The organism is Streptomyces sp. NBC_01450 (assembly GCF_036227505.1).
GTDB lineage: Bacteria > Actinomycetota > Actinomycetes > Streptomycetales > Streptomycetaceae > Streptomyces.
Genome location: NZ_CP109480.1, coordinates 5,601,021 through 5,614,950, shown reverse-complemented (window position 1 = coordinate 5,614,950; position 13,930 = coordinate 5,601,021). Strand labels below are relative to the sequence as shown.

Annotated in this window: 10 protein-coding genes and 1 pseudogene; 6 read left to right on the top strand and 5 right to left on the bottom strand. The window is 68.2% G+C overall.

What is annotated here, in order from left to right; genetic code table 11:
• Positions 1–114 precede the first annotated feature (114 nt).
• Positions 115–768 carry a nuclear transport factor 2 family protein gene (locus OG568_RS24980; protein ID WP_329533177.1) on the bottom strand — a complete coding sequence of 218 codons (654 nt, stop codon included), beginning with the start codon at positions 766–768 and terminating at the stop codon, positions 115–117.
• A 323-nt stretch (positions 769–1,091) separates the two neighbouring features.
• On the opposite strand from OG568_RS24980, the gene OG568_RS24975 reads away from it, so the two are divergent.
• Positions 1,092–1,730, top strand: coding sequence for a TetR family transcriptional regulator (locus OG568_RS24975; RefSeq protein WP_329533176.1), 639 nt, complete (start codon positions 1,092–1,094; stop codon positions 1,728–1,730).
• 387 nt (positions 1,731–2,117) lie between these two features.
• On the opposite strand, the gene OG568_RS24970 is transcribed toward OG568_RS24975, so the two are convergent.
• The gene (locus tag OG568_RS24970) at positions 2,118–2,384 is read right to left on the bottom strand and encodes a hypothetical protein (RefSeq protein ID WP_329533175.1); all 267 of its coding nucleotides are present in this window, start codon (positions 2,382–2,384) and stop codon (positions 2,118–2,120) included.
• Between OG568_RS24970 and OG568_RS24965 the strand changes: the two genes are divergently transcribed.
• The 4 genes from OG568_RS24965 to OG568_RS24950 all read left to right on the top strand — a co-directional run bounded on the left by OG568_RS24965 (position 2,383) and on the right by OG568_RS24950 (position 5,079).
• Positions 2,383–3,219: an alpha/beta fold hydrolase gene (locus tag OG568_RS24965; protein ID WP_329533174.1), complete on the top strand. Its 837-nt coding sequence runs from the start codon at positions 2,383–2,385 to the stop codon at positions 3,217–3,219. The genes OG568_RS24970 and OG568_RS24965 overlap by 2 nt on opposite strands.
• On the top strand, positions 3,212–3,775 hold the full coding sequence (locus OG568_RS24960) for a TetR/AcrR family transcriptional regulator (RefSeq protein WP_329533173.1): 564 nt from the start codon (positions 3,212–3,214) through the stop codon (positions 3,773–3,775). Before OG568_RS24965 ends, OG568_RS24960 begins: the two co-directional genes overlap by 8 nt.
• A 675-nt stretch (positions 3,776–4,450) precedes the next feature.
• Positions 4,451–4,672 (top strand): type II toxin-antitoxin system VapB family antitoxin, encoded by a 222-nt coding sequence (locus OG568_RS24955; RefSeq protein ID WP_329533172.1) that lies wholly within the window; start codon positions 4,451–4,453, stop codon positions 4,670–4,672.
• Positions 4,669–5,079 carry a PIN domain-containing protein gene (locus OG568_RS24950; protein WP_329533171.1) on the top strand — a complete coding sequence of 137 codons (411 nt, stop codon included), beginning with the start codon at positions 4,669–4,671 and terminating at the stop codon, positions 5,077–5,079. Before OG568_RS24955 ends, OG568_RS24950 begins: the two co-directional genes overlap by 4 nt.
• A gap of 110 nt (positions 5,080–5,189) precedes the next feature.
• On the opposite strand, the gene OG568_RS24945 is transcribed toward OG568_RS24950, so the two are convergent.
• The 3 genes and pseudogenes from OG568_RS24945 to OG568_RS24935 all read right to left on the bottom strand — a co-directional run.
• Positions 5,190–6,179 (bottom strand): hypothetical protein, encoded by a 990-nt coding sequence (locus OG568_RS24945; RefSeq protein ID WP_329533170.1) that lies wholly within the window; start codon positions 6,177–6,179, stop codon positions 5,190–5,192.
• 9 nt (positions 6,180–6,188) lie between these two features.
• Entirely contained in the window at positions 6,189–10,133 is a 3,945-nt protein-coding gene (locus tag OG568_RS24940; protein WP_329533169.1) for a CHAT domain-containing protein, read from the bottom strand.
• Positions 10,134–10,926: 793 nt separating this feature from the next.
• Positions 10,927–11,188 (bottom strand): annotated as a pseudogene (locus OG568_RS24935) (PIN domain nuclease); the annotation flags it as partial.
• A 213-nt stretch (positions 11,189–11,401) separates the two neighbouring features.
• On the opposite strand from OG568_RS24935, the gene OG568_RS24930 reads away from it, so the two are divergent.
• Positions 11,402–13,924 carry a hypothetical protein gene (locus OG568_RS24930; RefSeq protein ID WP_329533168.1) on the top strand — a complete coding sequence of 841 codons (2,523 nt, stop codon included), beginning with the start codon at positions 11,402–11,404 and terminating at the stop codon, positions 13,922–13,924.
• Positions 13,925–13,930: the final 6 nt, after the last annotated feature.

Here is a 13,930-nt window from a genome sequence, read left to right as displayed (position 1 = left end):
GTCCGGTAGCTCGCCGGAACCGAGGATGACCGGGTTGCACCGGCGTGCCGGCAGCCGATCCCTGGCGGGTGATGCGCGGCCGGTAGCGCCGCGCATCACCCGCCGGGAAACGACTCAGTGCTTGTTGACCGCCGAGGCCCAGTCGAAGTCCACGCCCATGTCGTGGTACATCTTCGAGTACCCGACGAAGCAGTTGAACGTCTTGACCTTGCCGTTCTTCAGGTACCAGAAGTCGGCAGTCGGCGCGTCGACCTTGTGGCCGTTCCCCTTGACGACGCCGCCCGTCGGCGACGCGAGTTGCCCATCGAACGTGCCCTGGATCGACAGCTCGATGCTGACCACGTCGCCGTTCACGGTGATGCGCTTGAGGTCACGGTGAACATTGGAGAAGAGGCCCTTCATGTAGGGCAGCACGCTGCCGAGCGCCTCCCCCCGATAGGCCTGGCCGGCGACCATGTCGTTGAAGACGCCGTCCTTGGTGAAGCTGTTGACGAACGTCGGGACGTCGATGTGGCTGCCCTCCGCCACGTAGTAATCGCGCAGGACGATCGCGAGGTTGGCCTTCTCGTGCTTGGTCAGGTGGCGGTCGGTGAGCGGCAGCTTCGCCAGCTGGCGTGCGGTCAGGGTAGGGGCGGCCGTGTCGCTGTGGACCGCTGCCCCGCTGTGGGCGGGGCTCGCGGCCTGTGACGGCACAGCGGCGATGGAAAGACCACCCAGGACAGCTACCGCGGCCGCGGCGGTGATCGACTTCCGGCTGAGCAGCTTCATGTCGTGTTCCTCCAGGTTGGTACTCAGGATTCGGGATCCGTCGCAACGGTCTCCGTCGCGCTCTTAGTAATTCAAACGCTCGCTTAACGTTATGAAGGGCAGTGTGGACTGTCAAGCCATTGTTTGAATTCTGTGGTCGCGCAGCCACGGGGTTATGCGTGTCCACCCGCGTCGCGGCAGGTCAGGCCGGATCTGTGCCGGGTCTGTGGCAGCGATCCGGGCCGGTGTGGCGTTCGGCGACCGACGCTCGACGCTCGACGCTCGACCTCGATCCGCGAGGCGACTGTTGACAATGTACTCAAGCATATGCTTGAGTACATTGCATGATACGGGCGGAAAAGACGGACCTACGCCGGGAGGCCGGTCAGCGCACACGGGACGGCCTCCAGACGGCCGCCCTGGAGTTGCTCGCGCAGCGGGGCCAGGAGGGCGTGACCCTCCGCGAGATCACAGATCGCGCCGGAGCCAACGTCGCCGCGGTGAGTTACCACTTCGGGTCGCTGAAGAAGCTGTGCGACACGGCGATCGAGCACGCGTTGGAACGGTATCTGGACGACAAGATCCTGGAACTCGACTCCCTCGCCTCCACCGCGACACTCCATGAAGTGGCGGCGGCGTTCGCCCGGCCGATGGTGCGCGCACTGGCGGCCGGAGGGCAAGACCTGGACGTGATGCGGACGGTGGCGCGCGTCGGCATCGATCCGCCCCAGGGGTGGCATCGGCTGGACAGCAAGTTCGACCGGAGTCGCCGGGGCGTCGTCCGGGTGCTGGCCCCGAACCTTCCCGGAGTCGACGAGGAGGAACTGATCTTCCGTACGCGATGCGCGGCCGGCCTGCTGAACTGGCTCGCGCTGGCACCCATCGGCACCGAGCTGGCCGCGCTGTCCGCCGAGCAGATCGAGCGGCAGTTGGTCCCCGTGGTGGCCGGGGCGTTCCGCGGGGACGCCCCCGCCGGCCGCTGACCCGGCCAAGGGGTCACTTTCGAGGCGCCTCGGCCAAGGTGGTGTCGCAGGCGACGTGGGCGAAGTGGAGCCGGTTCTCGATGGTCCACTGCGAGCGCCCTGGCGGCTGGTGAGGTCGGTCAGTGCGTAGACCGTCTCGTGTGTGCGTTTGCCGGTCAGGACCTGCACCACCCGGGTCTCCAGCCGACCGTGGCTGTGGGACCGGTCGTAGAACTTCGCCGTCGTGATCAGTCACCGTGACCAGGTCCGACCCCGCGCCATCAGCGACTTGTGCCCGACCTGGCAAGTGAAGGTCACCGGCGTGGGCGCGCCGGCTGCGGTGCAGGCGGGCGCCGCGGTCACGGCGTACGGTCCCGGACGGGGCCGTGCACCGTTGCGCGTCGTCCGTCAGCCGATCGTGTCGGTCAGGCCGACGGACAGGTACGTCGCCTGTCGCTGATTCTTCTCGCTCCGCCACGGCTCGCGGAGCCCCAGGAGCGTGCTGCTCTTCGGGTCGATGATCACCTCGGCGGTGCCGACGCCCTTGTGGAAGGCCGGCTCGAGCCCGGTGCGCCCGGCGCTGTCCTTGACGGTGCCGACGGCTTCGTCGTTGACAGGTTTGGCTAACGAGATTAGCTTGTAGCTAACGGGATTAGCCACGCTGGAGGATGTCATGACCGAGTACCTCGCCGTCGACGGCGGCACGATCGCTTACGAGGTGGCGGGGTCCGGCCCGCTGATCGTTCTCGCGCACGGCATGGGCGACAGTCGCGCCGCGTACCGTGCCGTGATCCCGCAACTGGTGGCGGCGGGCTACCAGGTCGCCGCGGTCGATCTGCGCGGCTGCGGCGAGTCCGGCGCCGACTGGCCGGCCTGGAGCCGCACCGCCATCGCCGACGACCTGCTCGCCGTGATCCGCCACCTGGGCGGCCCGGCCGTGCTCGTCGGCCACTCGATCTCCGGCGGCGCCGCCACCATCGCCGCGGCACAGGAGCCCTCGCTGATCACCGCCGTCGTCGAGTTGGCGCCGTTCACCCGCAAGCAGTCGATCCGCCTCGGCGACCTGCGGGTCAAGCGCTTCCGGCGGGGCATGCTGCGGCTGCTCGGCGCGGGCGCGTTCGGCAGCGTGCCGCTCTGGCGTGCGTACCTCGACGTCGCCTACCCCGGCGTGAAGCCGGCCGACTGGGCCGAGCGGCTCGGTCGCATCGACTCCCTGCTGCGCGAGCCGGGCCGGATGAAGGCCCTGCAGGGCATGGGCCGCAGCGCCCCGACCGACGCCGGCTCGCAGCTCGGTAACGTCCGCTGCCCGGTTCTGGTCGTGATGGGCACGCTCGACCCCGACTGGGCCGACCCGCACGCCGAGGGGGCGGCGATCATCGACGCCCTGCCGTCCGGCCTCGGACGCCTTGAGATGATCGAGGGTGCCGGGCACTACCCGCACGACCAGTTTTCCGACCGGATGGTTTCGCTCATGCTCGCCTTCCTCCGAACGGACGCCGCTCGTGCCTAGGGCCGGCCTGGACCCGGCGGCCGTCGTCGCGGCCGGTGCCGCCCTCGCCGACGGGGTGGGCTTCGCCAACCTGACGATGGGCTTGCTGGCCGAGCGGGTGGGGGTGCGCACCCCGTCCCTGTACAAGCACGTGGGCAACCAGGAGGACCTCAACCGGCGCATCGCGGCCCTGGCGTTGAACGAGGCCGCCGACGCCGTCGGCGGAGCGATCCAGGGGCACGCGGGCCGCGACGCCCTGGCGGCCGCCGCGCGCGCCTTCCGCGCCTTCGTCCTGGAGCACCCCGGCCGGTACGCCGCGACGATCGGCATGGAACCGTCCGGCCCGGACGATCCGCTGGCCACCGCGGGTCAGCGGCTGCTCGGCGCGTTCATGGCGGTCCTGCGCGGCTACGAGATCCCGGAGTCCGACGTGGACCACGCCCTGCGCATGCTCCGCAGCCTCTGCCACGGCTTCGCGACCTTGCAGGCGGACAACGGCTTCCAGTGGAGCGCCGACATCGACGAGAGCTTCGAGTGGCTGATCGCCTTCGCCGACCGGGGCCTGCGCGCCATGTGAGAGATGCTGCCGCCATCGTCGAGCGCGGGCGGTGTGCCGCATCCGGATCGGCGGAGAGCTCGATCAGCAGGTCCAGCTTCCGGCCCGCTTCCTGGAGTTCGGCAGCGGCCGCGGTGACGCGGCTTCCGAGCCCGGCGGCATAGAGCGACCACCCGAGCCGCTCGAGCGTCGGACGGGGTGATCACCACGGGGTGCGGCGACACTTGCCCCGTCTTCCCCATCGGGGACAACTCGGGGCAGGGACTGCCGGAATGACGCCCGGACACCCCTGAATTGGACTAGACAACAAACAAACCCCAGGCCACTGACCTGGGGCTTCAATATGGAGCGGGTGACGAGAAGCGAACTCGCACTCTCAGCTTGGGAAGCGACGGCGCTTGGCGGGCTGGATGGCTTCCGACCTGGTCATATGCGTTCCGGTGCGGTGCCCGAGGAAGCGCGGTCGCACCGCTGTTGACCGTGACTGTCCGCCCTCACGGGCACGCTATGGGCACGGGCTTCCCAGCAGCCGAGAGGGGGGCCGCGGGACGTCCGTACGGACACATCGCTTCATGGACTGATCCAGAGTATCCGTCGCGACCGCACATGCTGGGAGCCTGTGCCCAGACGTGGAACTGCCGATGTTGATGACGTATTCTTCTATGTACATAGCCAACATTGCCTGGGAGGCGCGGCATGTCTGTGACCCAGATCGATATCGACGACGACGCCCTGGAACGCGCCATGGCTCTGGCCAAGGTGAGGACCAAGAAGGAGGCGGTCAATCTCGCTCTGAACTTTTACGCCGAGCAGCAGGAGCGGGCGGCACGTATCAGCCGTCACTTCGAGCGTGCGCGTGACTGGGGTGCCGTCGAGGACGCCGAGCGCCTGCACCGAGCGGAGAAGCACAGCCGGTGATCTACCTGCTCGACACCTCCGGCCTGGTCCGGCTGCTGCGTGACCCGAAACTGCAATCGGCCTGGTACGACGCGATCGATGCCGGGGCCATCGCATCCTGCTATGTGCAGCGCGCCGAATTTCTCCACAGCGCCCGGAGCGGACGCGAGTACGAAGAGATCACGGAGATGTTCAGTGATCTCTACCCCGACGTGTCAGTACCGAAGAACGCGGGACGCTGGATCAGCGCGGTGCAACACCGGATGGCTCGGGCCGGGGAGCATCGCAGTGCCTCTGCGGTAGACCTTGTCATCGCCGCCACCGCGGCTCACCATGGCCTGGCCGTTCTGCACGACGATGCCGACTACCGCGCTGTCGCCCGGCACGCATCCGACTTGACCGAGCACAACATCCACAACGTCGTCTGAGGCGCCTGGCCGCTCGCCAGAGAGCGGATGACGGGGAGGGCGACTCGCACGCCTACCGCAGACGGTGTCGCCCCCATGGGATGGGTACCTTGCCGCAAACCCGCAACGGATCACGTAGCAGGCCAGTTGTACGGCATAGGTGCAGTGCCAGGAGGACGAGCGCGGGACAGGAACGCACTAAGGGTGTCCCCGCACTGCACCTCGTCCGCCGTCGTCGCGGGCGGAGCGAACCCCAGCGCGCGGTAGAGCCGGATCCGGTGAAGAGCGAACAGATCGCTTACATGACGACTGTACGCGTCGACTCCCGCTCTCAGCGCCCGATGCGCTCCCCAGACGAGCATCGAACATCCCGCTACCCAGATCAGGCGCGGCCAGAATCCTGGCAGAAGCAAGCCCCACACACAGGCTGCTGCTGCACAGACCACTCCCTGCACGCGGGCCAGCACACGGGTCGCGGCGGCCGCCAACTCGTCGCGCGCGGGCGTCTCCAGCGTCTTGACGAATAGATCCCAGCAGACCACCAGTTCGAGCCCGTACCTGCGCCGTATCTCCGCGGGCAGCGAGATGAGCGCGTTTCCGAGGGCCGTAGGCAGCAGCGGTTCAGGGTCGCGCGGACGCGGATAGCGTGCCGACGCTGCGCGCCTTCTGGCCGCGCGCCAGCCGCTCTGCACTTGCCAAGCATCGAGGCGATCGCCGCTGAGCCCCGGAGGTGTCGGACAGACCGAGGCGAGAGCGGTGCGACTGGAGCGGTGGCGGGCCGTCCGACGCCGCGTGTGTGCCAATGCGAGTCGAGAGGTGCCCCAATTGCCCGCGAGGATTTCGAGTACGAAAGTTGCCGACGCGGACAGGGCCCATGCAGAGATCACGACGAGCGCGGTCACTGTCGAGGAGAGGGCGATCGGGCCGACGACGCCCTGCCCGGCGATGGTGCAGAGCTTGTCCGCCGAAAACATCGATGCATGGCACGGAGGTGCACCGGAGCCCTTGGGCCAGAGCACGATCAGCGCGCCCGCGAGCCAGAACATCAGCAGAGGACCGCCCATCGTCGCGCTCCATCGCTTCGCGATCGGTTCGATGAGCCCCTTAACCAGATCACCCAAAGCCGCCGCCTATGTAAGGACGAACGCGTCGTCGGGATGGGTTGGGCAGCAGTCAGCATCGAACGGGGAGTCCGTGTCGCCGGGTGCTTCCTGGGAACAGCCGGGAACCGGGCACATCCACTTGAACGCGGACGGTCCCGGGCCTGGGAGGCTCGGGAAGATCGGCATCCGGAACTGCGAAACTCGGGTAGAAGCATCGTCCGTGGCATCAGGCAGGTCAACGATCGCGGATCCGATGGGGATTCTGGACAGCGCCGCTGGATGCCCCAGACCCTGATGGACGAAGGCTGCCCACGACGAAGGGTCTCCGGCCCCGCTTCTGGCCTTGGGCCCCCGTCCCACGGCCCTGGCACGCGCTTCCCGGAGTGCCCGGAGTTGCGCGACGCGCAGTGCCTCCGCAGGAGGCATGCCGTCCAGGTTGAGCAGCAAATGGAAGTCCCGCATCAGCGCGGCGGTCGCCGCGTCGTCGACTGTCCACAGTGAGCCCACCACCGCTGCCGCCCCCGCTGCGGCGAACGCCGTGGCCAGGCTCAGAGCACCGTCGTAGTGAGCACCGGGGACCGCTGTGGCGCAGGCGGACAGGACGACGAGGGGGCGGGACCTCGGCCCGCCTTCCTCCTGCTCAGCCTGCGCAAGCTCCTGCTCAGCTTGCGCAAGGAGCCGTGCGACGCTCAGTCGCTGCCCGTTGGCCAGCTGCAGATACGAATCCGTTGCGGGCGTCCTGCTCACTGCGTGGCAGGCGAAATGGGCCACTGGGCAGGCAGGCCCGGCCCCTGTTCCGCTGAGTGCCGACAGCACGGCACGGGGTGTGGCGGGTATCGCTCCCTGCTCACCGGATGAGCCGAGCCGCTGCCCTTTCGGGTAGTGCCAGCGATGAATGTCCTCACCCTCCTGGCGTGCGTGAGGCAGATCCCGAGTGGGGTCCACGACCACCAGGCCGTTGCCGGCGAGCGGCGCGAGAGATCGATCGGTGAACCAGAGCAACGCACGCGCCGACGGCGCGTAGCTGATCGCCATCGACTCGATGGCGAAGCGGTGCATCCAGCCGCCGGGCTCCTTCACTCGCCGCCGGGCCGCGTGCCACGGGACCAGCGCGAGCGTTCCGGACGGGATGAGCACGATACGAGGTGTGCCGCCGACTCCCAGAGACGCGAGACGCTCGGAGAGTTCTTCGAAAACAGCCCGCCAGGCCCAGTCGCAGACCTTGCGCAGCGCGACCCGCCAAGTTCGGGACGGGTCGACGGCAGGAGAGCGCAACAGCTTGTCGTGTTCTGACGCGAAAGCGAACAGATCGGGGTGGTGGGTGCGCAGGAGCGGCAGCCTGATCGAAACGAGGTGTCCGTCCCGGTGCACCACGAGCGCCCACCCGTGGTTCCGTCCCGCAAGAAGATGCACCACGGCGTCGATACACAGGTCCCGACACAGTGCGGCTGTCGCCTCGGGAGTGAGTACGTCAACGAGTTCGTCCAATGCGTCTTGCACGGTGTCGCTCAGGCCTTGCGGCAGAGCGGAGACGCGGTCTGCCGGAGCGAACCGGGGCAACGATGGGCGATGGCCTCCGAAAGGAGCCCTGGCTGCTCCCAGGGAGCGCAGCCTGTGGGCGTTTTCCAGGGGGAGCGCTCGCCTTGTGAGCCGGTCGGCGATCGGGTCTGCTCCGGTGGCCGCGTTCGTGATCACGGCACGACCCGATTCGGCGACCTCGAACGCCATGCGGGGCTCGCCCGCCTCCAGACACCAGCGAGCCAGCGCTCCGGCTTCCCGCGTGATATGTCGAGCCAGCTGAACATTGCCGACACCAGGATGCCGTGTCACGACGTCGACCACGCGCTGACACAGCTCGTCGCGGACCGCCTGAGGGCCTTGACGGAAGTCGTCGAGGGTGCGCAGCCGACGATGACGGACACTCTCGGCGGCCTGCTCGCCGAGCAGAGCCAGAGCACGTCGCCAGACGGGTCGGTCCAGGTGGAACGGACCCATGTCGGCATCGAGTTGTCCAGAGCCATGGGCCTCGACGCGCGCTGCTGTCACCGCACGCGCCAGCAGATCGCTCGCCTCGGCCCTGAGAGGCTCGTCGGAGCCGGAACTATCCATGACGTCCAGCAGAGTCGCTGCGGCGTCCTCCAGCGGATCGTCCCCGTGATCGTTCGTCTCGACGGCCGCCGACGTCATCGCGTGTACCTCGGACAGGATCAGCCGTGCCCGGCCGTACTCGAGTCTCAGAAAGGTGAGGTGCTCACCGGACTGCCCCGGCCACTTCAGACAGTGGTCGAGGAACCGTGAGGCGGATTCTGCATCGCCCGGCGCACTCAGCACCTCGGCACGGGAAAGCAGGTACTGGGCGAGGTCGAAGGCGACGGGTAGATGTGCGCCATCCGGCCCTGCTGCGGCGCGAACCTCTTCGGCCGCGATACGCACCGCTGTGTCCAAGGCGCACAGGTCGCTGCCGCGTAGATAGTCCGCGTGGAGCACGGCGGCCAGAGCGGACCGGTCCTCGCTCTGTTCCAGGAGGGTGCGGGCCGTCCGCAGGTCGCCGTCTGCCCCGACGAGGACGTATCTCCACAGCAGCGCCTCCCCCAGAGAACCGAGCAACGAGACATACTCGGAGGTTCCTTCGGGCAGGACGGCGAGGGCCCGTACGCAGGCCCTCATCAAACTCTCCAGGCTGTCCTGGTCGCCGCGCTGTGCGAAGCGCGCCCTGAGCGCGGCAAGGAGGGTGCCGGTCCACTCCCCCATTTCGGCAGGGTTGCTCTCCCGGCCTTCTGTCACAGCCTGCTCCAGGGCCCATACCGCGCTGTCGAGAGCGGATGGCTCTCCGGAGCTGCCGTGCACACTCAGCCAGGTGTAGCCGAGGCTGGCGTACGTGCTCGGCGGAGTGGCCGAACGCTCCGGGAGCTGTGGCTCTTCGTCGATGAAACGGTGCAGTCGGAGGGCCCGGTCCAGGTAGCTGGAGTGGCGCGAGGCCGCATATTGCTGCCGCTGCACCGCGCCGACCAGGCGCAACCACTCCAGCCGGGTCGAGCGACCGATCAACGGTGCCGCCGTCACCCTGTCCGGGTCTGCCGCCTCCCACAGGGCGTCGGCCGCGGCCCCGAGGTCGGCCGAGTCACCATAGGCGTCATACCGTGCCCAAAGCACCGTGCCGAGCAGGCTCAGCCATGTCACCAGCTGTTCCGCTTCCTCGGCCGCACGAGACATCCGCACCGCCGTCATGGCGTGGTCGACCCCACGAGCAAGGTCTTCCGACGGCCCGTTGATGTCGTGACGCAGCAGCAACGCCTGGGCTAGATCGCCGAGTACGAGACTCCATCGCCAAGGGGGCGCTGTGTCCGCGAAGGACTCGATCGTGTCGCTGAGCGTCTCGACGGTCTGGTCCAGATCGCTGGCGGTGCGAGAACGGGAGGCATGGGAGAGCCAAGAACGCCTCCGGGAGGCGAGCCGCGCATACATCGCGAGATCAGGGTCGTCGGCAAGGGGAAGCGACGCGTCGAGCGCATCACGGATCACGACCGTGCAGGGCAACAGAAGGGTCGTGGACACCTCGCCCTCATAGCCGCCGGATGCTTCCAGAGCGGCGGGCGGAGTCACCTGGAAGGGCGTCCGGCTCGCCTCCTCCCACGACTCCAGCAGACCGGCCAAGTCGTCGAGCCCGTCCAGGCCGGAGATGTCTTCCATGGATAACGGGAAGGCTGCCTCCTGTCCCGACACGTGCTGGAGACGCTTGAGCCGTGAGCGCAGCACAGGAGCAGTTGACCCGAGGGCGTCGGCCGCACTGAGCGCCGCAGCCGCGGCGATTAAGGCCTCCTCGTCCTCGGTGTTCTCATAAGCGTCGAGGGCACGCTCGCCGATCAGATTTGCCCGGGCCCCGGCGGGTAGATCCCGTTCAGTGCTCGTGAGCCAACGCTCTGTCAGGTGCTCCACAAGCGCGCGGAACTGTTCACGACGAACTTCGGTCATCGCTGCCCCTCCCCGTCCAAGCCTGGCAACGCGGGCACATTACCCTTGCGCCGACCGCTGCATGAGGCTTTCGTCTCCGGCCGGGGCGGCTGCGCAACCGCGACAGGAGCGGTTCGAACGTACTGGTGCCAAGAGACCGATCAGAGCCGACCGCCGAGCCCGAGCAGACTGACGATCGCCGAGCTCCTGGCGATACCAAATCTGAGGCGAGCACCCGCACCGCGTACGTGTCGACCCGCTCAGGCGCCACCCTCAAGGAAACGGTGGTTCGCGCCGGCAGTCCTCCGAGGAGGCCGTGCTGGTCTGTCGTGTTGCGACGACAAGCGACAGCAGAAAAGCGGACATGGCCAGATGAAGCGGGCGTCAACCTCGGCGATCAGCTTTCTGGCACCCGATAACTGATCAACCAGCAAAGCAAAAGGCCCGGGTCGACGACCTGGGCCTTCTCCATGGAGCGGGTGACGAGAATCGAACTCGCACTCTCAGCTTGGGAAGCGACGGCGCTTGCGGGGCTGCGTGGCTTCTGACCTGCGTTGATCTGTGATGTCGGCGGTGTTGCGCCGAACCGTTCGCACCGCTGTTGACCGTGGTTGTCCGCTCTTATGGGCACGCTGTGGGCACGGCTTCGAAGAACGGTCGGCAGAGCCTGTGCGCGAAGGGGCTCTGCGCTCGGCTCGGCTGGTGCGGACGTCCCACTCGAGGGTTCCTTCGCGCGTGCACATGCCTTCCGGTGATGTGCGCTCCTGCTACGGGACGGATTCTCGTGTTTCCTCGGAGCAGCTCTCGACCCAGTTCACTTGCCGGCTTCGGGGCCGTACCACTGCAGTGCCTGGCCGATGACGGCGGCGATCCACTTGAAGTCCCGGTTGCGGTGCAGGAGGGTCAGCCCCTGCAGCTCGGCCGTGGCGGCCACTACGAGGCCGGTCGCCGACCGGCAGCCAGCCGAAGACCAGGCGTAGGTCCTCGATGCCCTGCGCCCGGTCGGCGGCAGAGCGCGCGCTGTAGAAGAACTCCAGCTCGGTGACGGGGCAGGTGGCGATGAGTCCGGCGGCTGCCGGCGACGGTCCGAAACCGGTGGGGCTTGAACCCCTGTCCCGCAAGCGAGTGGGTGGCGGTGATCGAACGCAAGCTTTAGCACTTCACCTTAGAGTGAGCTGATCGACTCCTGTGCTGGATGAGCCGGGAGTTGGTTCTCAAGGGGAAGGGACAGGGGGCAATTGATGTCCGGATTTTGGGGTGGGCGGCTCCGAAGACCCGCTGCGGTGGGAGTGAGCGGGGCGTTGGTGACGGCCTCGGTGCTGCTCGCGCCCATGGCGAGTGCCACGGAGGGTGAACCCGCCACGGTAGGCCTGGTCTCCGCGGTACAGGACTCGGCACACCGCGGCGCGCCGAGCGCCGAGTTGGGGGACGGTGGCCGCGTCGAACTCGTCGACGGACGGAACGTCCGCGTCACGGCGGACCCGGGAGGCTCCGGGGGCCACCCGGCCCGCTACACGGTCGCCGCCATGAATGGCACGCTTTCCGTACGGCCGACAGGGAAGTCCGCGGCAGACCGTACGGCTGCGAAGCTTCCGCTGACGGCGACAGGCACGGGCACCGTGCGCAGCGGTCTCAGGACGGCGAGCGCCACCGCGTCGATGTACACGGTGAAACTGAGCATCACGCACGCCGACGTCAGATCCAAGCTCTTCTACGTCTGGAACCGCAAGACCTGGACGTCGTACGCCGTCAACAGCGACACCGCGGGCGGCACGGCGAGCGTGAAGCTGCCGCCGGGCGACTACTTCTCGGTGGCGTTGCACAACGACTGGCTGGAGCCGAGCTACCTGCTCACTCGTACCTTCACCGTAGGTTCGGCCGCCACCACGGTCACCTTCGACCAGCGCGCGGCCAAGGAGACCGCGATCCGTACCGACGACACCACCGCCACCCGGGACTCCTCGGCCGTGTGGATCAGCGTCCCGGGCGGCGAACTGGCGGGCTTCGCCGGCGGGGGGCCCGACAAGGTGTACGTCACTCCGTTCTCAGTGCCCGGTGTCTCGCTGCGAGTGCACGAAGTGCTCGGCAAGAAGGGCGCCTCCGCGAGCGTCCCGAGCCCGTACCGCTACGACCTCACGCACAGCTACACCACCACGGTGCCCACCTCGCCCGTCACTACGGTTCGTACCTCCGCCCTGGCGAAGACCGTCACGAAGGTCAACGCCCCGGGCACCCGCACCACCGCGTACCTGCAGAGCTCCCCTTCCTTCGGCGAGTGGACGGGCGTGTTCATCGGCGCCTCGGTGTCGGCCACCGGTTCGGTCACCGAGTACGCCACCCCGGGCGTCACCTACAGCCGCCTCCTGAACTACGGCACCGGTGAGCTGAACCTGAACCTCCCCGACCGCACCCTGCCCGCCGGGACCGGTGTGGGCGAGGTCCTGGGCGCGGCCCCGCTCCAGCCGGTGCGCGGCCAGTCGATCGGCTCACAGCGGTACTTCGGGAAGATCTCGCTGAACGAGGGGAGCGCCTTCGGCGACACCGCGGGCCACACGGGCCTCGACTTCCGCGCGACCTATGCCTACAAGCTGACGTCCGACGGCGTCACCTACGCCCAGGCCTCGGGACTGGACAGCTCTCACGGTCTGATGTCGTCGAGCCTGCCGTCGCTCGAGAAGACGTACGCCCTCGACCAGACCGTGCACCGCCGCGTCCCGTACGCCCGGTTGTCCACGGATGTGCACAACGAGTGGACGTTCCACTCGGGTTATGCGGAAGGCAGGGAACTCCCCCTGATCGACGCTCGGTTGAAGGTCTCGGGGCTCGACGGCCTGGGCCGTGCGGCCGCCGGGACGGTCCGGATCGACGCGAGCGCGAGCACCCGCAACACGGCGGCGGAGGAGGCGAACACCAGGGTCACGGGCCTCGCGTACTCCACGGACGACGGCACGAGCTGGACCGACCTGCCCGTCGCGGCCGACGGCTCCGCCACCCTGGACGTACCCGCCACCGCCTCCTACATCACCCTGCGCGTCACCGCCGCCGACGACCAGGGCGGCAGCCTCCGCCGCACCATCGTGCGGGCGTTCGGGGGCCCGGCCCCGCAGAGCGACGAGACGGTGGGCGCGACCCGTATCTCGAACGTCGTGGTGAACGGCGGAAAGCCGGTGGAGCTGACCGACCAGCCGCTGCAGGAGTTCAAGGCGAAGTTCACCGCGACCGACCCGTCGGGGATCGCGAGCGGCGACATGTACCTCTACCGGGGGTCGTACGCCACCCCTGACGCCGTCCTCTACGGCACGTGGCCGGCGACCTGCACCAAGGTGAACGCGACCACGTCCACCTGTGAGGCGCAGTTCGCCTACATCCAGCCACGCTGGGACCTCGGCCGCAACTCCCTCGCCGGCGTCTGGAAAGCCGCCGCCTGGGCCGAGGCCGCCGATGGCAAGGGACACGTCGATCTGCACGCCGCCACCTCGCCGTCCGTGGTGCGCGATGCGACGGTGACGGCCGACGCGTCTCCCGAGCCGGTGACCAAGGGCAAGACGCTCACCATCACGGGCAAGCTCTCCCGTGCGGACTGGGAGACGCTCGGCGGGTATCACGGATACGCCGGACAGAAGATGAAGCTCCAGTTCAGGAAGAAGGGGACGTCCGGGTACACGACGGTGAAGACGGTCTCCACCAGCAGCACGGGAGGCCTGAAGACCACGGTGAAGGCATCGACGGACGGCTACTGGCGGTACGCGTTCACCGCCACGTCCACCACCGCGGCCGCCACCTCCACCGGCGACTTCGCCGACGTCCGCTGATCTCGC

Coding starts and splice junctions, on each gene's coding strand:
- OG568_RS24980 (WP_329533177.1), bottom strand. CDS start 768: ATGAAGCTGCTCAGCCGGAAGTCGATCACCGCCGCGGCCGCGGTAGCT.
- OG568_RS24975 (WP_329533176.1), top strand. CDS start 1,092: ATGATACGGGCGGAAAAGACGGACCTACGCCGGGAGGCCGGTCAGCGC.
- OG568_RS24965 (WP_329533174.1), top strand. CDS start 2,383: ATGACCGAGTACCTCGCCGTCGACGGCGGCACGATCGCTTACGAGGTG.
- OG568_RS24970 (WP_329533175.1), bottom strand. CDS start 2,384: ATGACATCCTCCAGCGTGGCTAATCCCGTTAGCTACAAGCTAATCTCG.
- OG568_RS24955 (WP_329533172.1), top strand. CDS start 4,451: ATGTCTGTGACCCAGATCGATATCGACGACGACGCCCTGGAACGCGCC.
- OG568_RS24940 (WP_329533169.1), bottom strand. CDS start 10,133: ATGACCGAAGTTCGTCGTGAACAGTTCCGCGCGCTTGTGGAGCACCTG.